Annotated in this window: 17 protein-coding genes and 3 pseudogenes; 11 read left to right on the top strand and 9 right to left on the bottom strand. The window is 69.2% G+C overall.

The features are described 5' to 3' along the window. Positions 1 to 43 precede the first annotated feature (43 nt). Positions 44 to 1,573 (bottom strand): MFS transporter, encoded by a 1,530-nt coding sequence (locus WS69_RS20635; RefSeq protein ID WP_059472572.1) that lies wholly within the window; start codon positions 1,571 to 1,573, stop codon positions 44 to 46. A gap of 497 nt (positions 1,574 to 2,070) precedes the next feature. Here WS69_RS20635 and WS69_RS20640 point away from each other — a divergent pair, with 497 nt between their 5' ends. The 3 genes from WS69_RS20640 to WS69_RS20650 are packed head-to-tail and all read left to right on the top strand — an operon-like array spanning position 2,071 to position 5,312. Beyond that, complete coding sequence (locus WS69_RS20640; RefSeq protein WP_059472538.1) at positions 2,071 to 3,744, top strand: hypothetical protein; 1,674 nt, start codon at positions 2,071 to 2,073, stop codon at positions 3,742 to 3,744. A gap of 13 nt (positions 3,745 to 3,757) precedes the next feature. Then, the gene (locus WS69_RS20645) at positions 3,758 to 3,949 is read left to right on the top strand and encodes a hypothetical protein (RefSeq protein WP_059472539.1); all 192 of its coding nucleotides are present in this window, start codon (positions 3,758 to 3,760) and stop codon (positions 3,947 to 3,949) included. A 16-nt stretch (positions 3,950 to 3,965) separates the two neighbouring features. Further along, complete coding sequence (locus tag WS69_RS20650) at positions 3,966 to 5,312, top strand: vWA domain-containing protein (protein ID WP_082716345.1); 1,347 nt, start codon at positions 3,966 to 3,968, stop codon at positions 5,310 to 5,312. Between the two features lie 285 nt (positions 5,313 to 5,597). Here WS69_RS20650 and WS69_RS20655 read toward each other — a convergent pair whose 3' ends face one another. The 6 genes and pseudogenes from WS69_RS20655 to WS69_RS35530 all read right to left on the bottom strand — a co-directional run bounded on the left by WS69_RS20655 (position 5,598) and on the right by WS69_RS35530 (position 13,184). Continuing rightward, positions 5,598 to 6,890 carry an MFS transporter gene (locus WS69_RS20655; RefSeq protein WP_059472541.1) on the bottom strand — a complete coding sequence of 431 codons (1,293 nt, stop codon included), beginning with the start codon at positions 6,888 to 6,890 and terminating at the stop codon, positions 5,598 to 5,600. Positions 6,891 to 7,203: 313 nt separating this feature from the next. Then, complete coding sequence (locus tag WS69_RS20660) at positions 7,204 to 8,235, bottom strand: Ldh family oxidoreductase (RefSeq protein WP_059472542.1); 1,032 nt, start codon at positions 8,233 to 8,235, stop codon at positions 7,204 to 7,206. After that, positions 8,228 to 9,820 (bottom strand): aldehyde dehydrogenase (NADP(+)), encoded by a 1,593-nt coding sequence (locus WS69_RS20665; RefSeq protein ID WP_059472543.1) that lies wholly within the window; start codon positions 9,818 to 9,820, stop codon positions 8,228 to 8,230. The genes WS69_RS20660 and WS69_RS20665 overlap by 8 nt, the downstream gene beginning before the upstream one ends. 73 nt (positions 9,821 to 9,893) lie before the next feature. After that, positions 9,894 to 11,519, bottom strand: a complete 1,626-nt coding sequence (locus WS69_RS20670) for an APC family permease (RefSeq protein ID WP_059472544.1) — start codon at positions 11,517 to 11,519, stop codon at positions 9,894 to 9,896. Positions 11,520 to 12,069: 550 nt separating this feature from the next. Next, entirely contained in the window at positions 12,070 to 12,990 is a 921-nt protein-coding gene (locus tag WS69_RS20675) for a dihydrodipicolinate synthase family protein (RefSeq protein ID WP_059472545.1), read from the bottom strand. Between the two features lie 10 nt (positions 12,991 to 13,000). Beyond that, positions 13,001 to 13,184: pseudogene (locus tag WS69_RS35530) on the bottom strand (hypothetical protein). A gap of 57 nt (positions 13,185 to 13,241) precedes the next feature. Between WS69_RS35530 and WS69_RS20680 the strand changes: the two are divergent. The 5 genes from WS69_RS20680 to WS69_RS20700 are packed head-to-tail and all read left to right on the top strand — an operon-like array spanning position 13,242 to position 17,716. Then, entirely contained in the window at positions 13,242 to 14,174 is a 933-nt protein-coding gene (locus WS69_RS20680; protein ID WP_059472546.1) for a 4-hydroxyproline epimerase, read from the top strand. Then, on the top strand, positions 14,171 to 15,304 hold the full coding sequence (locus tag WS69_RS20685; protein WP_059472547.1) for an NAD(P)/FAD-dependent oxidoreductase: 1,134 nt from the start codon (positions 14,171 to 14,173) through the stop codon (positions 15,302 to 15,304). Before WS69_RS20680 ends, WS69_RS20685 begins: the two co-directional genes overlap by 4 nt. Next, entirely contained in the window at positions 15,301 to 15,534 is a 234-nt protein-coding gene (locus tag WS69_RS20690) for a (2Fe-2S)-binding protein (RefSeq protein WP_059472548.1), read from the top strand. Before WS69_RS20685 ends, WS69_RS20690 begins: the two co-directional genes overlap by 4 nt. Continuing rightward, complete coding sequence (locus WS69_RS20695; RefSeq protein ID WP_059472549.1) at positions 15,531 to 16,823, top strand: NAD(P)/FAD-dependent oxidoreductase; 1,293 nt, start codon at positions 15,531 to 15,533, stop codon at positions 16,821 to 16,823. Before WS69_RS20690 ends, WS69_RS20695 begins: the two co-directional genes overlap by 4 nt. A 35-nt stretch (positions 16,824 to 16,858) precedes the next feature. Continuing rightward, on the top strand, positions 16,859 to 17,716 hold the full coding sequence (locus tag WS69_RS20700; RefSeq protein WP_059472550.1) for an AraC family transcriptional regulator: 858 nt from the start codon (positions 16,859 to 16,861) through the stop codon (positions 17,714 to 17,716). 434 nt (positions 17,717 to 18,150) lie between these two features. Here WS69_RS20700 and WS69_RS20705 read toward each other — a convergent pair whose 3' ends face one another. Beyond that, positions 18,151 to 18,420, bottom strand: coding sequence for a hypothetical protein (locus tag WS69_RS20705; RefSeq protein WP_059472551.1), 270 nt, complete (start codon positions 18,418 to 18,420; stop codon positions 18,151 to 18,153). Between the two features lie 288 nt (positions 18,421 to 18,708). After that, positions 18,709 to 18,834 (bottom strand): annotated as a pseudogene (locus WS69_RS34975) (transcriptional regulator GlcC); the annotation flags it as partial. On the opposite strand from WS69_RS34975, the pseudogene glcF reads away from it, so the two are divergent. The 3 genes and pseudogenes from glcF to WS69_RS20720 form a co-directional block, all read left to right on the top strand. After that, positions 18,833 to 18,985, top strand: a pseudogene (gene glcF, locus WS69_RS20710) (glycolate oxidase subunit GlcF); the annotation flags it as partial. The pseudogenes WS69_RS34975 and glcF overlap by 2 nt on opposite strands. A 1-nt stretch (position 18,986) precedes the next feature. Next, positions 18,987 to 19,400, top strand: coding sequence for a heme-binding protein (locus WS69_RS20715; RefSeq protein WP_059472553.1), 414 nt, complete (start codon positions 18,987 to 18,989; stop codon positions 19,398 to 19,400). A 22-nt stretch (positions 19,401 to 19,422) separates the two neighbouring features. After that, positions 19,423 to 21,597 (top strand): malate synthase G, encoded by a 2,175-nt coding sequence (locus tag WS69_RS20720; RefSeq protein WP_059472554.1) that lies wholly within the window; start codon positions 19,423 to 19,425, stop codon positions 21,595 to 21,597. The last annotated feature ends 70 nt before the right edge of the window (positions 21,598 to 21,667 follow it).

The raw sequence follows: 21,667 nt of genomic DNA on the forward strand, positions 1-21,667 counted from the left end.
CGCGGCGGAACCGACCCGGCCGGCCTTGGATGGTGCGGCCGCGTCAGCGCGCGTCCGCGCTTGCGGGATTCGCGTGCTCCGTGCGCGCGGCGGACGAGGCGGGATGCGGCGCGCCGCGCGCGGCGGTTGCGATCGCCGCCGCGGCGACGAAGAGCGCCGCCGACACGAGCGCCGACGCGTGCAAGCCCGAAACGATCTGCGCCGGCAGCGCGCCGCTCGCGAGCGCACCGAATCCGGCAACGCCGATCGCGCCGCCCGCCTGCCGCGCGGTGTTGAGCACGGCCGACGCAGTCGCGGCGCGCGCACGCTCGACCGATGCGAGCACGGTCGTCGTCATCGCGGGCACGGCGAGCCCCATGCCGCCCGGAATCAGCAGGAACGGCACGGCGAGCGCGGCGATCGGCGTATCGGCGCGCGTCGCGCTCAGCAGCGCGAACCCGGTCGCGCCGATCAGCGCGCCGACGATCATCGGCCGGCGCGCGCCGTAACGCGCGGTGGCCCAGCCGCTCGCGACGTTCGACAGCAGGAAGCCGCCCGTCAGCGGCAGGAACGCGAGCCCCGCCTCGAGCGGTGTGTCGTGCCGCACGCGCTGCAAATACAGGCTCAGCACGAAGATGACGCCGTAGTACGACAGATTCATGCAGACGCCGAACAGCACGGCGACGCTGAACGAGCGCTGCCTGAACAGCGCGAGCGGCATCATCGGATGTGCGCTGCGCGATTCGACGAACACGAACGCGGCGGCGGCCGTGAGCGCGACGGCGACGAGCGTCGGATGCCAGTCGATCACCGCACCGGTGAAGAGTGTCAGCGCGACGACGGCGAGGGATTGGCCGGGGAGGTCGATGCCGCGCGGACGGATGCCGGCGGCGGCGCGGACGGCGGCGTTCGGACGGGACGCATCCGGGTTCGCGGTCGGATTGGCGAAGCGCGATGCGGCGGCGGCGCGCTTGCCGGAAGCGAAAGCCGCCGCGCTCGTTTCATCCTTGTCGATCCACAGCAACGTTGCAACGAGCCCCGCGGCGCACAGCGGCAGATTGACGAAGAAGATGCTGCGCCAGCCGAATTGCGCGATCAGCACGCCGCCGATCACCGGGCCGGCGGCGATCGAGATCGCGCCCGACGCGGTCCACCAGCCGACCGCGCGCGCCCGTAGGCGCGGATCGTGCGCGCATGCGTGATTGAGGAGCGCGAGCGAGTTCGGCAGCATCGCGGCGGCCGCGAGTCCTTGCAGTGCGCGTGCGGCGATCAGCGTCGTCGCGTTCGCGGCGATGCCGCAGACGAACGACGCGACCGCGAACAGCGCGAGCCCGGCTGCGAACAGCCGGCGTGCGCCGAAGCGGTCGCCGAGCGCGCCGGCCGACAGCATCAGACCGGCGACCGCGAGCGTGTACGCGTCGACGATCCATTGCAGGCCCGCGACGCCCGTGCGCAGATCGAGGCCGATGCGCGCGAGCGCGACGTTGACGATCGTGACGTCGAGCTGCGTGATGACGAAGCCGGCGCTCGCGGTCGAGACGATGCGCACGAGCGCGGCGCGGGAGAGAGCGGGGTGGGGCGTGTGCGTGTCCATGCGCGCATCGTAGTGCCGCGCGGCGCGGCGACGTTGCGGACTCTTCTGAAATGTCGGATGCGCGGCGTGCGAATTCGATGGCCGCATGCGATCCGAGACCGTATGTCCCGGCTGTGGCCAGGGCTGGCCATCCATGCGCACCGTCTCGAATGGTGCCGGTGCCGAGGAAAGCACCTTGCTGCCTATAAGGAATGGTAGTAGCGAACGGGATGCGTGCTCCCCATACTCGTATACGGCGCAAGTCCGAGGATCGATGACGAGCTTACCGGGATGCCGTCGCGGCGCCGCGATGGCATCGTGTGTCGGACCAGCGGAGAACGAGCCGCGGCAGCGGATGTCGGGCGGCACGGATGCACAACACGCGGAAAGACAATGTGCCGTCGGAAGCGGGAGGGTATGCGAGGTCGCACACTAGTTTGGAGCACGAACGGGGACGTGCGAGCGTTGATCGACTGTGGCGCAAACGGCGAGGCGAATAAGCCGATAAGGAGCAGAAAATGTCAGCTGATGAGTTGTCGAAGAATGCGTCGTCAATTCCCAAAGGGACGATAGTAGACAAGCTCGATCGCTTGTTTACGCAGGAGGGCATTCCGATTCCGGGCGACGGCGCGACGCTGATCCTGGTCGCGTTGGGCGACCATACGCTCAAGTATCACAAGATGACCTCTCCGCCCGTGACGAAGTTGAAGCCCGCGACCGGCAGCGGGCGGCGGGAGCGGTTCGAAGGGGGCGAGCACACGGCAATCGGTGACAGCGCGACGCTCTATTTCTCCGCGAGCGAGCCGGGCCTCCCGGCCTGGCAGGTGGTGCTGAACCTGCCGAACGGGCTTGCGCTCACCTATGGCCAAATTGTCGCGCTCGGTGGCGATTTTTACGGTGATCCGGAAAGGCCCATTTCCGACGGCTCGACGGCGGAGGATCGCGTGAAACGCTTTACGAGTGCGTTCGACACGCTGGCGCGGCTCCCCGCGTCGAAGGACGAGGCGACGAGGATTCTTGCCGTCATGCAGCAGGAGATCGACGCCGCCAATCAAGCCATCCTGGACGGGGTTCAGCCGCACGAAGCCTACGACAAACTGGGTGACAAGCTGTCGGAGCAATGGAACAGGATCACGGGCGGAGGCAGCGCCGTGTCGCCGTGGATTCCGATGGGCCGCTATCTCAAGCTGGCCGCGACGAACTGGGATCATTTCGGGGCCTGGGCGGTGCTCGCTTACAAGGCCGGTCACGCGGTGGCTCTGAACCAGGCCATACGCGCGCACGGTAGCGGCTCGCGTCGCGATCTGGAACTGGCCTACGCGATGAACGCGTTCGCCGACCACTTCCTGTCGGATCTGTTCTCGGGCGGCCACCTGCGCACGCCGCGCAAGCAGCTCTATCAGACGGTCACTCCCAGCGACCTGGGCTCGTTGCTGTCGCGCTTCATGCACGACGAGGACTGCAAGTTCGGCCTCAACGTGGTCAATGCCTACGACGAAAGCTGGCACGCCTACGGCGAAAGCTGGCACGCCTACGGCGACAAGCGATACTTCGATACCGTCGATGTCGCAAACCGCAACCACGTGAATCTGATCGTGCAGAGTTCGGTGGACGAAGTGTTCGAAAGCTACCTGACGGGCACTGCCCCGACGCCCGACGCCTATGCAGCCAACACCTGGCTGCCGGATCTCCGGGCGGTGCAGGACAACACGAGCACGACCAACTATTCCCCGCTTTTTGTCGCGAGCGGATCGACCGTCTTGCGTCGCAAGAACGTCAACGATCTCAACGACCGGCACTGGACCGCCGACTGGTGGGGATGGTCGACGTATACGCTGCTGCGCAACTACGAGCCGAACAAGCCGAATGGATATCTGGAGGCGCCGACTGTCGCGCCGACGATCCAACCGAACGGCTGGCAGAGTCACACGCCCGTTCCGCCCAACTGGGTCGACGGAGCGGCTGTCCGTTATGCGTTCAGCTACACGAACGGCTTGAACCAGTCCTACACGGGGCCGTGGTCGCCATACGCCGAACTCGACGGCAACTATTTCCCGACCTTGACCGTGCCTGACGATCCGTCCGGCAAAGCGGCAGGGCGCAATATCTTCCGGCAATTCCGAGGCGGCGCGCCTACTTTGATCGGGTCCGTCGCCAAGGGCGTGACCGTGTTCGTCGACAAGACACCTTGAGGGGAGAGCCGACATGTCAATTTCCATCGTTGTCAACCTGGCCTCCGGCGAGCTCGCCGAGGGCCTGCCTCTCGAACTGCTGTCCGACGGCGCGCCGATCGCGAAGACGACCGTCGACGAAGCGGGACGCGCCTTCTTCGACATCGTCGCGTCCGGCGGGCGATTGGCGGTGCGCGTCGATCGTTCTCAATCCGACCAGTCGTGAGCAAGGAGCACGGACCATGGCGTATGTATCCAGCGTTCCGATTGTCGACACGTCATACAGCATGACGCACAACGGTTACGTCGCGCAAACCGTCATCGACACCAAAGCGTTCCTGCGCTTGTTAAAGGAGGGCGACAAGGTCGGGGTCGTCGCGTTCGGCGAGAATGCCTACGACGTGTATTCCGATCGCGGGAAACTCGCGACGGTCGATTCGTCGCTGACGGTTACCGCAAATGCGGCGGCCGCCGTCGACCGGCTGACGTTCAACGGCGATTGGACGGCCATCGGGAGGGGGCTCGCGTGGGCGCGCACGTTCTTGGACTCGGCGGCCCTGCCGAAGGCCTGCGTGCTGCTGACCGACGGCTACCAGAACAATGGCCCGTCTCCATTGGACGGGCTGCCGAACTATCCGGTCATGGCCTGTGCGATGGGACCGGAGTCAGACAAGGCGTTGCTGTCCGAAATCGCGCGACGCACGGGCGGCGAGTTTTTCTACGTGCCCCGCGCGGCCGACATGATGAAGGTCTACAACACGATCCGGGCGAAATCGGCGACAGCCGCGCTGCTGGCGAATCAACTCAACGATATTCCTTCGAACGACTATCAATTGATTCCCGCCACGGTTTCGCACACACCCGGCGGCGCGCAGATATCGGCAGTGTGGTCCGATGGCGGCATTGCCTACACGCGCGGCAGCCCGTCCGGCAATCAATTGTCCGTCACGCTCGTCGATCCGTCCGGGAGCACGAGCCCGCTGAATCCGACCGTCGTCGGCAACGGGTTCGTCATTTACAACGTCGACAACCCGGCGCCCGGTCTGTGGCAGATTCAACTGGAATTCGCCGGGCGCGGCCAGACGATCAACTGCACGGGCGGCGCGCTGCAATATCCGTCGTCGACGAGAAACGCGCTGCCGGGGCCGAAGCTGCACGTCCAGGTTCCACGAACGATCGCGGCTGGTCAGCGTCTGCCGATCGACGTTCGGTTGACGGAGGACGGCGGCGTGTTGACCAACGTTCGCGCGCATGCGGCCGTCATCGCGCCGATCATCAGCTTGCAGGATGCTTTGGCGAAGTACGATGACAGACTGGGTTCGGTGGAGCTGAGCGTGTCCGATCTCGCCCACGGAATGCCCGAACCGCTGGCGAGGCTCGCGGTGTTGCGCGCCAAGCTGTTGCCGGACGAAGACATCCTTGGACATCGGCGTTTCGTCGTTCACCTCCATGACGGACACGAACGCCTTGCGGCGGAATTTGACGCCAAGGTCGCGGGCGCGTACACCATCCAGGTCGAGGTGTCAGGGGATAGTTCGGTATCCGGGCCGTTTCAGCGGGTGGATCTGGTCAGCATCATCGCGTCCTGAGCCCTGTCGCGGCGAACCCGGCGGGGTGCGTTCGGCATTGTCGTTCGGATGCACGCATCGCCGGGGCAGGGCGAGTGCGACTTGTTGATGTGTATGGCGGAGCCGGGCGTTCGGTCAAGGGAAACCGAACCGCCTGGCAACGTGCTCGCGCGCCGGAAAGGTCGTGACGGCCGCCCGGCGAACGCACGTCGGGCAGGCTTCGAGTTCGAAGTTAGGGGGGAACGCGCGTCTGCACGCGCGGAAAGCCGAGCGGGCGGCAGCCATCGCCGCCCGCACGAACATCGATTATTCAGCGTCCTTCGCGAACATCGCCGCGACCGCGCCGAGCACGCAAATCGCCGCGACGTACAGCGCGGGCGCGAGCGGATTCGACTTCATCATCAGCGACACGATCACCGGCGTGAGCCCGCCGAACACCGCATATGCGACGTTGTACGAGAACGAGATGCCCGAGAAGCGCACGACGGCCGGAAAGCTCTTGACCAGCACGAACGGCACCGCGCCGATCGTGCCGACGACGAAGCCCGCGAGCGCGTAGAGCGGCACGAGGCGCGTCGCGTCGGCCGCGAGCTGCGTGAACATCGCGTAGTAGCACGCGGCGAGCACGATGCCGCCGATCGACAGCACCGCCTTCGCGCCGAAGCGGTCCGCGAGCGAGCCGGCGGTGATGCAGCCGGCCGTCAGGCACAGCGTCGCGATGCTGTTCGCGAACAGCGCGGTCGCGGGCGCGATGTGGAATTGCTTTTGCAGCAGCGTCGGCGTCATCAGGATCACGACGACGATCGCCGCCGACAGCATCCACGTGAGCAGCATCGACACGATCACCGCGCGGCCGTGGTCCCGGATCACCGCCTTCAGCGGGATCTCGGCCGCGAGCGTCTTGCGCGCCTTCATCTCGGCGAACACGGGCGTCTCGTGCAGCCAGCGGCGCAGATAGACGGAGAAGAGGCCGAACACGCCGCCGAGCAGGAACGGAATGCGCCACGCGAACGCGCCGACTTCGGCGGCCGAGAAGCGGCTGTTGACGGCCGTCGCGACGAGCGAGCCGAGCAGAATGCCCGCCGTCAGGCCCGAAGTCAGCGTGCCGCACGCGTAGCCGATGCGCTGCGACGGCACGTGCTCGGACACGAACACCCACGCGCCCGGCACTTCGCCGCCGACCGCCGCGCCTTGCAGCACGCGAAACAGCAGGAGCGCGACCGGCGCGAGCAGGCCGACGCTGTCGTAGGTCGGCAGCAGGCCCATCAGGAGCGTCGGCACCGACATCAGCAGCACACTCAGCGTGAACATCCGCTTGCGGCCGACGAGGTCGCCGAAGTGCGCCATCACGATGCCGCCGAGCGGCCGCGCGAGATAGCCGGCTGCGAAGATGCCGAACGTCTGCAACTGGCGCAGCCAGTCGGGAATGTCGTGCGGGAAAAACAACTGGCCGATCGCGGGCGCGAAGAACACGAAGATGATGAAGTCGTAGAACTCCAGCGCGCCGCCCAACGCGGCGAGGCTCAGGGTCTTGTAGTCGCGGCCCGTGAGGGCGCGTGGCGCGGCGCTCGAAACGGCGCTCAATTCGGATGCGGGCATGGTCAGGGCGATCTGGGTTCGAATGGTTGTGTACCGCGCGGATCGGGGCCGGGCGGCGGGCCTCGTCGTCGGACAGACGGTGCAACGCGCGGGATGGAGCACGGGACACGCACCGCGCGGCGGCCGGATACGGGCCGCGCGGAGACGAACGTGACGCAATGCCGGCGATTCTACAGGACGGCGGAACGCCGAAAGGCGGGGGCGATATCGTGGAAATCGGCAATTGCGGGCCGGCGGCGAACGATGCGTGGGGGCGCGTCGCTCGCTTGCGCGGGGCGGCAGGCGAGCGGCGTCCGGTGACGCGGACGATCGGTCAATCGAGCAGCGCGAGGATCTCGTCGTGGAGCCGGACCGGAATTCGCACGCCGTTCGCGACGCTGCGCGCGCGTGCGTCGAAGCGCCGTTGCGACGGCAGCCGCGCGCCCTGCGCGACGATCGCATCGAGCATCCGCTCGCCGCGCGCGAGGCCCGCGTCGAAATCGTCGCCGAGGAACACCTTCGGATCGAATGCGACGACGAGCTCGCCATGGCACGGCGTCGCGCCGACGCCGTCGTCGAACGCCATCGATTCGAGACTCGTCATGTCGCCGATCAGCGCGCCGCCGAGCAACTCGACCATCGCCGCGAGCGCCGAGCCCTTGTGGCCGCCGAACGTGCGCATCGCGCCTTGCAGCGCGGCCTTCGGATCGGTGGTCGGCTCGCCGTTCGCGTCGATCGCCCAGTGCGGCGGAATCGGCTTGTCCGCTTTCGCGTGCAATTCGATGTCGCCGCGCGCGATCGCGCTCGTCGCGAAATCGAACACGAACGGCAGACCGCCCGGCCGGGGCCACGCGAACGCGAGCGGGTTCGTGCCGAACACCGGCTTCGCGCCGCCTTCCGGCGCGACCCAGCTATGGCTCGGGTTCATCGCGAGGCCGGCGAGGCCGTGCGCGGCGATCGCCTCGACTTCCGGCCACAGCGCGGAGAAGTGATAGCAGCGGTTGATCGTCATCGCCGCAATGCCGTGCCGCCGCGCCATCTCGACGAGCACCGGCAGGCCGGTCTCGAACGCGAGCAGCGAGAAGCCGCGATGCGCGTCGACCGACACGATCGACGACGAGCGCCGGCGCAGCGTCGGCACCGCCCGCGGATCGACCTTGCCGACGCGCAGCGAGCGCACGCAGACGAGCAGCCGGTAGACGCCGTGCGAATGGCATTCGTCGCGCTGGCCTTGCGTGACGACGTTCGCGATCGCCTGCGCGTGCTCGTCGGACAGCCCGTGGTGCGTCAGCACGCGCAGCGCGAGCGCCTGCACGTCGTCGAGCGACAGGACGACGTCTTGCGCGAGATCTTGCGGATCAGGCATCGCGCGGCTCCCGCGGCGCGATCGCGCCGTCGATGCGTTGAGGAACACGCAGCGGGTTGCCGTCCCGGATCGCGTCGGGCAGCAGCGCGGCGGGCAGGTCCTGATACGACACCGGCCGCAGGAAGCGCTCGATCGCGCGCGCGCCGACCGACGTCGTGCGCGTGTCCGACGTCGCCGGGAACGGGCCGCCGTGCACCATCGCGTGGCCGACTTCGACGCCCGTGCCGAAGCCGTTGACGAGAATGCGGCCGGCCTTGCGCTCGAGCGTCGGCAGCAGCGTGCGGAAGAGCGGCGCGTCGCCGTCGCCGAGATGCGCGGCGATCGTCAACTGGCCTTCGAGCGACTTCAGCACGCGGTGCAGCGTGTCGGCGTCCGGGCAGCGGACGATCAGCGACGCCGGGCCGAACACTTCGTCGCGCAGCTCGGCGTGCGTCATGAACGCGTGCGCCGTCGTCGCGAACAGCGCGGCGCGCGCCTGATGGCGATCGCCCGCGGGGCCTTCGCCGAGCCGCTCGACCGCGTCGTGCGACGCGAGCCGCGCGACGCCTTCGCCATAGCTCGCATGGATGTGCGGCGTGAGCATCGTTGCCGGCGCGGCCGCGTCGACGGCGGCCGCGGCCGCGGCCTCGAACGCTCGCAACGCCGGGCCGTCGAGCGCGAGGATCAGCCCCGGATTCGTGCAGAACTGCCCCGCGCCGAGCGTGAGCGACGCGGCGAACTGCTGTGCGATCGCGCCGTGCCGCGCGGCGAGCGCGTCGGGCAGCAGCAGCACCGGATTGATCGAGCTCATTTCCGCATAGACCGGAATCGGCTCGTGGCGCGCAGCCGCGATGTGCATCAACGTGACGCCGCCGCGCCGCGAGCCGGTGAAGCCGACCGCCTTGATGCGCGGATCGGCGACGAGCGCCTGGCCGATCTCGCGCGACGCGTCGAACAGCAGCGAGAACACGCCGGCCGGCAGCCCGCATTCGCGCACGGCCGCCTGGATCGCGCGGCCGACGAGCTCGGAGGTGCCCGGATGCGCGGAATGCGCCTTGACGATCACGGGGCAGCCGGCCGCGAGCGCGGACGCCGTGTCGCCGCCCGCGACCGAGAACGCGAGCGGAAAGTTCGACGCGCCGAACACGGCGACAGGCCCGATCGCGACGTTGCGCAGCCGCAGATCGACGCGCGGCAGCGGCTTGCGGTCCGGGCGCGCGGGATCGATCCGCGCGTCGAGGAACCCGCCGTCGCGCACGATCGACGCGAACAGCGCGAGCTGCCCGACGGTGCGCGCGCGCTCGCCTTCGATCCGCGCGCGCGGCAGTCCCGATTCGGCGACGCAGCGTTCGATCAGTGCGTCGCCGAGCGCGATGATGTGCCGGCCGATCGCGTCGAGAAACGCGGCGCGCGCGTCGAGACGCGTTTCGCGATACGCGTCGAATGCGTCGTCGGCGAGCGCGCAGGCCGTTTCCAGGTCGTGCAGGCTCGCGCCGCCGAATGCGGGTTCGAGCGGCGCGCCGGTCGCGGCCTCGATCGCGCGGAATGCGCCGTTCTGCCCGAACGCCGCCGATTGACCGATCAAAAGCTGGCCTGTGAGTCGCATGGTTTTTCCTCGAAGCGTGCAGGCCGGGCTTGCCGGCCCGGCCGATGAAAAAGAAAGAAGGATGTGTGGCGCGTCAGTCCTCGTCGTCGGCGAGCCGCAGCTTCGCGGCCGGCACGCCGGTATGCGCGCCCCAGTAGTAGATGACGAGCGCGATGACCGCGACGACGACGGTGTCGTACGGATGCGCGAGCTGTCCCGTGCCGCCGAAGCCGCCGAAATACGACGCGGCGATCATCAGCGCGTAGAACGCGATCAGCCACAGCGACGAGCGCACTTGCTCGGCGAGGCTCAGATGCGCGGTCGGCACCCAGCGGCGGCACGCGAGATAGATGACGAACATCGCGATCTGCAGGCCGAGCAGCCAGGACACCGTGCTCCAGCCCGACCAGTAGACGATCAGCGCGGCGATCACGAACGACGCGGGGCCGGTGATCGCGAACGCGCTTGCGCGGAACGGCCGCGGCAGGTCGGGCGCGGTGCGCCGCAGCGCGGCGACCGAAATCGGCGCGACCGCGTAGCTCAGCACGAGCGCGGCCGACACGATGTTGATGAGCGCCTCCCACGACGGAAACGGCATCGTCCAGAACACCGTGAGGCCGAACGTGAGCCACAGGCCCGCGCGCGGAATGCCGGACGCCTCGTCGACACGCGTGAACACCTTGAAGAACGTGCCCGTCTTCGCCCAGCCGTAGACGACGCGCGGTGTCGCGTTCATGTAGATGTTGCCGCAGCCGGAGGGCGAGATCATCGCGTCGGCGACGACCATATACGCGAGCCAGCCGACCCCGAGCGCGAGCGCGATGTCGCGATACGGCAGCGAGAAAGCCTTGCTGACGTCGTGCCAGCCGCCCGCGAGCATCGCAGTCGGGATGCTGCCGATGAACGCGAGCTGCAGCAGCACGTAGATCAGCGTCGACAGCAGGATCGACAGGATCAGCGCGATCGGGATCGTCCGCTGCGGATTGCGCACCTCGCTCGCGACCGACACGATCGGCGTCAAGCCCAGATACGCGAAGATGATGCCGCCCGCCGACACGGCCATTTCGATGCCGGGCATGCCGAACGGCGCGAAGCCGTGCATCGTCAGGTTCGCGGGCTTGAAGAACGCGAACAGCACGCCGATCACCGACAGCGGCACGACGAACTTGAAGATGCTGATGATGTTGTTCGCCTTCGCGAACGTCTTCACGCTCGAATAGTTCAGGTAGAAGAAGAAACAGAGGAGGGCGGCCTGCACGAGCCAGCCGAGCGTCGTCGGATTGCTCGAGCCAACGACTGTCAGGCCCGGAAACCACGCGGCCGCGTATTGGCGCGCGGCGACGACTTCGATCGCGATCAGGCTCGAGAATGCGATCAGCGTGATCGCGCCCATCAGGTAGCCGAGCAGCGGGCCGTGCGAGAACACCGGATAGCGGACGACGCCGCCCGCGCGCGGCAGCGCGGCGCCGAGCTCGCAATAGACGATGCCGAGCAGCAGCACCGCGAAGCCGCCGAGCAGCCAGGAGAGGATGCCGGCCGGGCCCGCGATCGTCGACACGTGGCTCGCGGCGAACAGCCACCCTGAACCGAAAATCGCGCCGAGGCCGATGAACGTCAGATCGGTCAGCGAAAGCTGTTTCTTGAACTTGCCGTGTCCGGCTTCGGGAGGCGCGGACCGCGCGAGCGGCGCGGATCGATGAACGTTGCCTTGGGCGGGCATGGGCTTGTCTCCATTTGATTGGTGATTTCGTTTCGGGCTGCGGCCGGAGGCGCGGCGGCTTGCGCGCGCCGCGGCTGAGGCGGTCGGCCTCGTCGGGGCGAACAAGTGGGGCCGACGGGCGGCCGGAGCGATACGGTCGGCGGGCGGTACTTCGCGCGGTGCGTTGCGGCGGGGGCGCGGCGCGGCCGTCGCGCGTGACGGAAAGCGGCGCGCGCCCGTTCGCGGGCGGCGGGCGGCGCGAACCGTGCGGCGCGAACCGTCCGGCGCGAACCGTCCGGCGCGAACCGTCCGGCGCGAACCGTGCGGCGCGAACCGTCCGGCGCAAACCATCCGGAGCAAACCATCCGGAGCAAACCATCCGGCGAGAACCATCCGGCGAGAACCATCCGGCGAGAACCATCCGGCGAGAACCATCCGGCGAGAACCATCCGGCGAGAACCGGCGGGCGCAAACCGGCGGGCGCAAACCGGCGGGTGCGCGATGGCGTGTCCGCGGCGGCGTGCCCGCGTCGCCGGGGCGATGCGCCTCGGCCGGCCGCCGGGCGCGTCGGTCAGAGACCGACGTCCGGCAGCGCCGGACGCGCGGCGAGCGCCTTCGCGACGATCGCCTTCACTTCGTCGAGCGTGTCGCCTGAGAGCGCGAGGCGCGGCGGACGCGTGACCGCGCTGCCGCGGCCGACGAGCGCTTCGCACAGCTTGATGCACTGGACGAGGTCCGGACGCGCGTCGAGATGCAGCAGCGGCATGAACCAGCGATACAGCGCAAGCGCTTCGTCGAAGCGCTTTTGCTTCGCGAGACGGAACAGCGTCTCGCCTTCCTTCGGGAATGCGTTCGACATCCCCGACACCCAGCCTTCCGCGCCGACCGCGATGCTCTCGACGACGACGTCGTCGAGGCCCGCAAACAGCACGAAGCGGTCGCCGACCGCGTTGCGCAGGTCGATGAAGCGGCGCGTGTCGCCCGACGAATCCTTGAAGCAGACGATGTTTTCGCAGTCCTGAAGCGCGATCAGCACATCGGGCGTCACGTCGTTCTTGTAGATCGGCGGGTTGTTGTAGACCATTACCGGCAGATCGGTGCCCGTCGCGACCGCACGGAAGTGCGCGGCCGTCTCGTGCGGCTTCGCCGAGTAGACGAGCGCGGGCATCACCATCACGCCGTCGACGCCGACGCGCGCCGCCTCGCGCACCGTGTTGCGCGCGAACTCGGTCGTGAATTCGGCGATGCCGGCGATCACCGGGATCTTGCCGCCCGCGGCGTCGCGCGCCGCCTCGATCACCGCGAGCTTCTCGGCCGTGCTGAGCGACGTGTTCTCGCCGACCGTGCCGCAGACGACGAGGCCCGACACGCCGTCGTTCACCAGGTTCTTCACGACGCGGTGCGTCGCGTCGATGTCGAGGGAGAAGTCCGGCTTGAACTGGGTGCTGACGGCGGGGAATACCCCGCTCCACTGAATGGCGTTACGGCTCACTGAGAATCTCCTACGTTCGAATGGGATGGCCGACGGGCGTCGTCGGAGCGAGAACCAGTATCGCTGTCGATGCGCCGCGAGGCTTGAGGCTTTTCCAGCCGTGAAAAGATGAAATCGGCACAATCGGGGCGCGATCGCCGGCGCGTGCGCCGGCCTGTGCCGATTTCGTCGCGCGCATCATCGAAAACCCACAAGCGGCGGGCGGCGCCACAGGGGAAGCTGTGCGCCTTTCCACCTTGAATCGACGCGACATGAAGCACATCCACATCATCGATTCGCATACGGGCGGCGAACCCACGCGCGTCGTCGTGTCCGGCTTTCCGGCGCTGGGGGACGGGCCGATGGCCGAACGCCTCGCGGCGCTCGCGCGCGACCACGACCGTTTTCGCGCGGCGTGCATCCTCGAGCCGCGCGGCAGCGACGTGCTCGTCGGCGCGCTGCTGTGCGAACCGGTCGCGGCCGACGCGGCGGCCGGCGTGATCTTCTTCAACAACGCGGGCTATCTCGGCATGTGCGGGCACGGCACGATCGGCCTCGTGCGCACGCTGCATCACATGGGCCGCATCGCGCCCGGCGTGCACAGGATCGAGACGCCCGTCGGCGATGTCGAGGCGACGCTGCACGACGATCTGTCGGTCAGCGTGCGCAACGTGCCCGCTTACCGGCATCTCAAGGACGTCGTCGTCGACGTGCCGGGACACGGCGCGGTGACGGGCGACGTCGCGTGGGGCGGCAACTGGTTCTTCCTCGCGAGCGACCACGGCCAGCGCGTCGCCGGCGACAACGTCGCGGCGCTGACCGCGTATGCGTCTGCGGTGCGCGCGGGGCTCGAACGCGCGGGCGTGACGGGCCGCGACGGCGCGGAAATCGATCACATCGAGCTGTTCGCCGACGATCCCGAGCACGACAGCCGCAGCTTCGTGCTGTGCCCGGGCCACGCGTACGACCGCTCGCCGTGCGGGACCGGCACGAGCGCGAAGCTCGCGTGCCTCGCCGCGGACGGCAAGCTCGCGCCCGGCGCGGTGTGGCGGCAGGCGAGCGTGATCGGCAGTGTGTTCTCGGCGAGCTACGCGCCCGCCGACGGCGGCATCGTGCCGACGATTCGCGGCAGCGCGCACCTCGCCGCCGAGGCGACGCTCCTGATCGAAGACGACGATCCGTTCGGCTGGGGCATCGCGTCGTGACGGATTCGCAGACCGACGTCGTCGTGATCGGCGCGGGCATCGTCGGCGCGGCGTGCGCGCACGAGTTCGCGCAGCGCGGGCTGCGCGTCGTCGTCGTCGACGACGGCAGCGGCGGCGCGACGGGCGCGGGGATGGGCCACCTCGTCGCGATGGACGACAACGCGGCCGAGCTCGCGCTCACGCATGACTCGATCGCGCTGTGGAACGCGCTGCGCGACGCGATGCCCGACGGCTGCGCGTACCGCAACTGCGGAACGCTGTGGCTCGCGGCCGACGCACACGAGATGGACCTCGCGCGCGCGAAGCAGGCGGCGCTCGCCGAGCGCGGCGTCGCGGGCGAGCTGATCGATCGCGCGACGCTCGCGGCGCTCGAGCCGATGCTGCGCGCGGATCTCGGCGGCGCGCTGAAGATTCCGGGCGACGGCATCCTGTACGCGCCCGCCGCCGCGCACTGGCTGCTGCACCGGCTGCCGGGCGTCGCGCTGCGCCGCGCGAAAGCCGTCGCCGTCGAAGGCCCGAGCGTGACGCTCGAAAGCGGCGACACGCTGCGTGCGGAGCGCGTCGTCGTCGCGAACGGCGTCGCGGCGCGCGCGCTGCTGCCCGAACTGCCGCTGCGGCCGAAGAAGGGCCATCTGCTGATCACCGACCGCTATCCGGCGCAGGTGTCGCATCAGCTCGTCGAGCTCGGCTATGCGGCGAGCGCGCATGCGAGCGACGGCACGTCGGTCGCGTTCAACGTGCAGCCGCGGCCGACGGGGCAACTGCTGATCGGCTCGTCGCGGCAGTTCGACACCGAGGACCCGCGCGTCGAGGCGCCCGTGCTCGCGCGGATGCTGCATCGCGCGGTCGGCTACCTGCCCGCGCTCGCCGGCCTGAACGGCATCCGCGCGTGGACGGGCTTTCGCTCGGCGAGCCCCGACGGCCTGCCGCTCCTCGGCGAGCATCCGTCGCAGCGCGGCCTGTGGCTCGCGGTCGGGCACGAGGGGCTCGGCGTGACGACCGCGCCCGGCAGCGCGCGCGTGCTCGCCGCGCTGATGTTCGGCGAGCGCGCGGCGATCGACGTCGAGCCGTACTCGCCGGGGCGCTTCTTGTCGACGTCGAAATCGGCCGTGACCGGAGCGCTTCAATGATCATTTATCTGGATCGCCGCGCGCTGACCGTGGCCGACGGCATGACCGTCGCGGCCGCGGTCGCGCTGAGCGGCGACGACACGACGCGCACGTCGTGCAGCGGCGCCGCGCGCGCGCCGTTTTGCGGAATGGGCATTTGCCAGGAGTGCAGCGTGACGATCGATGGACGGCGCCGGCTCGCGTGCCAGACGCTCTGCCGCGAGGGCATGCAGGTGGAGCGGACGCGATGACGAACGAGCATCTGACGGTCGATGTCGCGATCGTCGGCGCGGGGCCGGCTGGGCTCGCCGCCGCGCAGGCGGTCGCGAAGCGCGGCTGCACGGTCGCGATCGTCGACGACAACCCGCGCGCGGGCGGGCAGATCTGGCGGCAGGGTCCGGATGTCGCGCCGAGCGCGCCGGCGCAGGCGAGCCTCGACGCGCTGCGGCGGCCGAACGTGCGCCATCTCGCGGCGACGCGCGTCGTCGCCGCGCCGCGGGCCGGCACGCTGTTGCTCGAGGATGCGGAACATGGGCTGCTGCTCGGCTACCGGAAGCTGATTCTGTGCTGCGGCGCGCGCGAGCTACTGCTGCCGTTCCCCGGCTGGACGCTGCCCGGCGTGACGGGCGCAGGCGGGCTGCAGGCGCTGATCAAGGGCGGCATGCCGGTGCGCGGCGAGCGCGTCGTGATCGCGGGCAGCGGGCCGCTCCTGATCGCATCGCTCGCGACCGCGCGCGCGGCGGGCGCGAAGGTCGTCGCGGTCGTCGAGCAGGCGCCCCTCGATGCGCTCGTGCATTTCGCGCTGTCGCTCGCGGCGACGCCGTCGAAACTCGCGCAGGCGGCGCGCCTGACGCGCGGCTTCGCCGGCACGCGCTATCTGACGGGCGCGATCGTGCGCGAAGCGCACGGCGATGCGCGGGTGCGCGCGGTGACGATCGAACGAAACGGTGCGCGCGAGACGCTCGACTGCGACCGCGTCGCATGCGGCTTCGGCCTCGTGCCGAACCTGACGCTCGCGCTGGCGCTCGGCTGCGCGGTGCGCGACCGGGCGATCGCGATCGACGACGCGCAGCGCACGTCGGTCGAGCACGTTCATGCGGCAGGCGAATGCACGGGCATCGGCGGCGTCGAGCTCGCGCGAATCGAAGGCGAGCTCGCCGGGCTCGCGGCGAGCGGCGCGGACGCAACGCCGGACGGCCGCGCGCGCTTTGCCGCGTTGCTGCGCCGCCGCGAGACATGGCGGCGCTTCGCGGCGCGCATCGCCGATGCGTTCGCGCTGCGCGAAGCGGCCCGCACGCTGCCGCCCGACGATACGCTGCTGTGCCGCTGCGAGGACGTGACGATCGGCGCGGTGCGCGCGCACGCATCGGCGCGCGGCGCGAAATTGCAGACGCGCTGCGGGATGGGCGCGTGCCAGGGGCGCGTGTGCGGCGCGGCGGCGCACGCGTATTTCGGCTGGGACGACACGCCGCCGCGCCCGCCGTTCTCACCTGCGCGAATCGATACGCTGCTCGTCGCGGCCGACGATGCGCTCCTATAATCGACGCCATCCGTGTTTCGACGCGCGAGATCCGTATGATGACCTTGCTTGCCGTACCGCCCGAGAAGTCGTCCGCCACGTCGGCCGTCTCCACGGCGGCCGTCTCCACAGCCGCCGCGTCGCCATCGGCTTCGGCGCAGCCCGCCGCGCCGGACGGCGACGACGGCTTCGCCGCGATGCTCGCGCACTTCGTGCAGCTCGAGCCGGTGTTCGATGCGCTGCCCGACGTCGCGTTCTTCGTGAAGGATGCGCACGCGCGCTACGCGCTCGTGAACCGCACGCTCGCGCAGCGCTGCGGCTACAAGGACAAACGCGACCTGTACGGCAAGGCCGCGGACGAAGTCTTTCCGCGCCGCTTCGGCCGCAGTTACGTCGAGCAGGATCTGGCGATCATCGCGGGCGGCCGGCAACTGACCGACCAGTTGGAGCTGCATCTGTACTCGGGCCGCCAGCCCGGCTGGTGCCTGACCTGCAAGGAGCCGCTGCGCAACGCGCAGGGGAAGATCGTCGGGATCGCGGGGCTGTCGCGCGACCTGCGCGCGCACGAGAGCTCGCACCCGGCATACAGCCGCATCGCGGACGTCGTCCGCTACATCCACGCGCACTACGTGCAGCCGCTGAACCTGAAGCACCTTGCCGCGATGGCGGGGATGTCGGTCGCGCAGCTCGAACGCTACTTCCACAAGGTGTTTCATCTGACGCCGCGGCAGATGCTGCTGAAGGCGCGGCTCGACGCGGCGACGGCGTTCCTCGTCACGCACGACAAGGTGACGGACGTCGCGGCGCTGTGCGGCTACACCGACCATAGTGCGTTCACGCGGCAGTTCAAGGCGACGGTCGGCGTGACGCCGACCGAGTATCGGCTGATGCTGCAGGAGGGGCGAGGGGCTTGAGCGCGGGCGTCGCGCCTGGGAAACGCTTGGCGCGTGCGGTGCGCGCGATGTCGAGGCGCGATGGGGCCGCGAGCGGACGGGCTTGTCGAGCGCAGCGCTGGAGGAATGCCGGCGGATTGAGAAACGGGGCGACGGGCGCGCCGGGAGCCGAGCGCTCGATCGCTCGGCCATCAAACGTTCAAGGGCCGACGAACTCGATAATTCCGGAAGCCGGAAGCCGGAAGCCGGAAGCCGGAAGCCGGAAGCCGGAAGCCGGAAGCCGGAAGCCGAAAAGCGAAAAGCGAAAAGCGAAAAGCGAAAAGCCAAGAACCCGACAGCCAAAGCGCGTCACCAAGAGCCGCCGGCAAAAACAAACCGGCCGACCGGCCGGTCATCGTCGGAACGTCGGCGCGCTCGACCGGCATCGCCCGGCCGTCGCCGCATCGATCGGACGATTACCGATACCCGAGGCCCTTCAACACGGCGGTGCCGTTTTCCGTCAGACGAAAGGACGGCGCCGCGTCCATGTCGGAGCGGACCATCTCGACGAGGCCGGCTTCCTGCAGCGCAGGCAGCTCCGGCTTCGCATTCGCGCCGATCGGCGCGTGCAGCATGATCAGCAGCGTCGCGATCTCGTGATGGCTGAGCAGGCGGCGCAGCATGGTTTTCGGTTTGGCCGGGGGGGCGGCCGGGCGGACCGCGGCAGATGTGTCGACGGTGCTCATGGCGAACCTCCTGAACGGGTATTGGTCACGGATGGTGCCGACGCAGACTTAAACGATTCTTAAAGTGGCGGGGATGCGCCGAACGGGGGGGTTACGGCGTGTAACAGCCTCGCCGGACAAGGATCACAACGGGGCCGGACCACGCCGCGCGGACGTGCGCGAAGCCGCTTGGCGATGTTGCGACGCCGCACATTCACGCCGGCCGGAAGCCGGAAGGCAACACACGCCCCGACGCACTCGCCCGCACTGCCGGGCACGCCGCCCGCGCCGCCGTTGTGCGGCGCGCCGTCACTTCCACCCTTCGAGACGCAGCGTCGCGCGCACGAGCCGCTGCTCCTCTTGCTCGATTTCCCGCAGACACTCGACGACGCTCTTGATGTGCTCGCTCGCCGCCTTGCGCGCCTGCTCGGGCAAGCTCGCCGCGCTCGAAGCCGATCGTCCCGACGAGATCGTGACCGAGAACGTCGGCTGCGAATCGCACCTGAACGGCGCGGGCCGCACGCGCGTGCGCCACTGGATCGAGCTCGTCGATTCCCTTCATACTCCTGACCACGAGAATTCCTGACATGCAGACGAAACCCATGCTCGGCCGCGCCGAGGTCGAACGCACCCTCGAAGCCGCCCGCGCCGAAGCGGCGAGCAACGGCCGGGCCATCGCGATCGCCGACGACGGCGGCCATCCGCTCGGGCTCTCGCGCTTCGACGGCGCCTCGCCCTCGAGCGCGTACATCGCATTGGAAAAAGCACGAACTTCCGCACTCGGCCGCCGGGAGACTAAGCTCTATGAAGACATGATCAACGGCGGCCGCACCGCGTTCCTGAGCGCGCCGCTCGCGGCGACGCTCGAAGGCGGCGTGCCGGTGATCGTCGACGGGCAGGTCGCGGGCGCGGTCGGCGTGTCGGGCGTGAAGTCCGATCAGGATGCGCAGATCGCGAAGGCCGCGTGCAGGGCGTCGCCGCGTGAGCGTGGCGCCGAATGAAGTGGATGAGGGAGAAAGCAGGATGATCGAACAACACGGACTCCGGGTCGACGAAGGTCTCGCCCGGTTCATCGAGCAGGAAGCGATGCCCGGCACGGGCGTCGACGCCGACGCGTTCTGGCAGGGCTTCGCCGCGCTCGTGCACGATCTTGCGCCGCAAAACCGCGCGCTGCTCGCCGAGCGCGACCGCCTGCAGCGCGAGCTCGACGACTGGCACCGCGCGCATCCGGGGCCGGTGCGCGACGTGCGCGACTACCGTGTGTTCCTCGAGCGGATCGGGTATCTGGTGCCGCCGCCCGGGCGCGTTGCGGTAACGACTGCGAACGTCGACGGCGAGATCGCGTCGCAGGCGGGGCCGCAGCTCGTCGTGCCGCTGTCGAACGCGCGCTACGCGCTGAACGCGGCGAATGCGCGCTGGGGCAGCCTGTACGACGCGCTGTACGGTACCGACGCGCTGCCCGAAGACGACGGCGCGACGCGCGCCGGCGCGTACAACCCGGTGCGCGGGCAGCGCGTGATCGGCTACGCGCGCGACTTCCTCGATCGCGCGGCGCCGCTGCTGCACGGCTCGCACCGCGATGCGCTCCGCTACCGCGTCGAAGACGGCACGCTCGCGGTCGACACGCGCGACGGCGCGAAGACGCTCGCGCGCCCGGGCCAGTTCGCCGGCCACCAGGGCGAGGCCGATTCGCCGGCCGCCGTGCTGCTCAAGCATCACGGGCTGCACATCGAGATCCGGATCGATGCGTCGACGCCGATCGGCAACGGCGATCCAGCGCACGTGGACGACGTGGTGCTCGAAGCGGCGGTGAGCACGATCATCGATTGCGAGGATTCGGTCGCGGCGGTCGACGCGGACGACAAGGTGCAGCTCTACCGGAACTGGCTCGGGCTGAATCAGGGCACGCTGACCGAGGCCGTGGACAAGGGCGGGCGCACGTTCACGCGCCGCCTGAACGCGGACCGCGAATACCGCGCGCCCGACGGCTCGACGCTGACGCTGCATGGCCGCTCGCTCCTGTTCGTGCGCAACGTCGGACATCTGATGACGACGAACGCGGTGCTCGACCGTGACGGCAACGAGATCCCGGAAGGCATCCTCGACGGCGTGGTGACGACGCTTTGCGCGATGCACGACCTGAAGTCGAAGCGCAACTCGCGCACGGGCTCGATCTACATCGTGAAGCCGAAGATGCACGGGCCGGCCGAAGTCGCGTTCGCGGACACGCTGTTCGCGCGCGTCGAGGATCTGCTCGGACTGCCGCGCCACACGATCAAGATGGGGATCATGGACGAGGAGCGACGCACGAGCATGAACCTGTTCGCGTGCATCGCGGCGGCGCCGGCGCGCGTCGCGTTCATCAACACGGGCTTTCTCGATCGCACGGGCGACGAGATGCACAGCGCGATGGAAGCCGGGCCGATGTACCGCAAGGGCGACATGAAGTCGTCCGCGTGGATCGCCGCATACGAGCGCAACAACGTGCTGGCGGGCCTCGCTGCCGGGCTGCGCGGTCGCGCGCAGATCGGCAAGGGCATGTGGGCGATGCCGGACCTGATGCACGCGATGCTCGAGCAGAAGATCGCGCATCCGCGCGCGGGCGCGAACACCGCATGGGTGCCGTCGCCGACCGCAGCGACGCTGCATGCGCTGCACTACCACGAAGTCGACGTGCAAGCGGTCCAGCAGGCGCTCGAAACGACCGACTACGCGCGCGAGCGCGATGCGCTGCTCGACGGCCTGTTGACGATTCCCGTCGTCGAGCGCGCGGCGTGGAGCGGCGACGAGATCCGCGCCGAAGTCGAGAACAACGCGCAAGGCATCCTCGGCTACGTCGTGCGCTGGGTCGAGCAGGGCGTCGGCTGCTCGAAGGTGCCCGACATCCACGACGTCGGCCTGATGGAGGACCGCGCGACGCTGCGCATCTCGAGCCAGCACGTCGCGAACTGGCTGCGTCACGGCGTCGTGACGCGCGCGTTCGTCGACGAGGTGTTCGAGCGGATGGCGCGCGTCGTCGATGCGCAGAACGCGGGCGATCCGAATTATCGCCCGATGGCGCCCGATTACGCGAACTCGCACGCGTTCCGCGCCGCATGCGCGCTCGTGCTGGAAGGCCGGGCGCAGCCGAGCGGCTATACCGAGCCGCTGCTGCACCGGTACCGGCTCGCGTTCAAGCGGCGCCTGAAAGCGGGTTGACGCGACGGGCGGGCGCTCCGGCGCCCGCCGCCCATCTGACATCTGACATCCGACATCCGACATCCGACAT

The organism is Burkholderia sp. BDU5, assembly GCF_001522845.1.
In the GTDB taxonomy this organism is placed as follows: domain Bacteria; phylum Pseudomonadota; class Gammaproteobacteria; order Burkholderiales; family Burkholderiaceae; genus Burkholderia; species Burkholderia mayonis.

Excerpts from the sequence above, each read along its gene's own strand:
- WS69_RS20665 (WP_059472543.1), bottom strand. The coding sequence starts at position 9,820 with ATGCGACTCACAGGCCAGCTTTTGATCGGTCAATCGGCGGCGTTCGGG.
- WS69_RS20635 (WP_059472572.1), bottom strand. The coding sequence starts at position 1,573 with ATGGACACGCACACGCCCCACCCCGCTCTCTCCCGCGCCGCGCTCGTG.
- WS69_RS20655 (WP_059472541.1), bottom strand. The coding sequence starts at position 6,890 with ATGCCCGCATCCGAATTGAGCGCCGTTTCGAGCGCCGCGCCACGCGCC.
- WS69_RS20680 (WP_059472546.1), top strand. The coding sequence starts at position 13,242 with ATGAAGCACATCCACATCATCGATTCGCATACGGGCGGCGAACCCACG.
- WS69_RS20660 (WP_059472542.1), bottom strand. The coding sequence starts at position 8,235 with ATGCCTGATCCGCAAGATCTCGCGCAAGACGTCGTCCTGTCGCTCGAC.
- WS69_RS20720 (WP_059472554.1), top strand. The coding sequence starts at position 19,423 with ATGATCGAACAACACGGACTCCGGGTCGACGAAGGTCTCGCCCGGTTC.
- WS69_RS20690 (WP_059472548.1), top strand. The coding sequence starts at position 15,301 with ATGATCATTTATCTGGATCGCCGCGCGCTGACCGTGGCCGACGGCATG.
- WS69_RS20650 (WP_082716345.1), top strand. The coding sequence starts at position 3,966 with ATGGCGTATGTATCCAGCGTTCCGATTGTCGACACGTCATACAGCATG.
- WS69_RS20705 (WP_059472551.1), bottom strand. The coding sequence starts at position 18,420 with ATGAGCACCGTCGACACATCTGCCGCGGTCCGCCCGGCCGCCCCCCCG.
- WS69_RS20700 (WP_059472550.1), top strand. The coding sequence starts at position 16,859 with ATGATGACCTTGCTTGCCGTACCGCCCGAGAAGTCGTCCGCCACGTCG.
- WS69_RS20695 (WP_059472549.1), top strand. The coding sequence starts at position 15,531 with ATGACGAACGAGCATCTGACGGTCGATGTCGCGATCGTCGGCGCGGGG.
- WS69_RS20670 (WP_059472544.1), bottom strand. The coding sequence starts at position 11,519 with ATGCCCGCCCAAGGCAACGTTCATCGATCCGCGCCGCTCGCGCGGTCC.
- WS69_RS20645 (WP_059472539.1), top strand. The coding sequence starts at position 3,758 with ATGTCAATTTCCATCGTTGTCAACCTGGCCTCCGGCGAGCTCGCCGAG.
- WS69_RS20715 (WP_059472553.1), top strand. The coding sequence starts at position 18,987 with ATGCAGACGAAACCCATGCTCGGCCGCGCCGAGGTCGAACGCACCCTC.
- WS69_RS20640 (WP_059472538.1), top strand. The coding sequence starts at position 2,071 with ATGTCAGCTGATGAGTTGTCGAAGAATGCGTCGTCAATTCCCAAAGGG.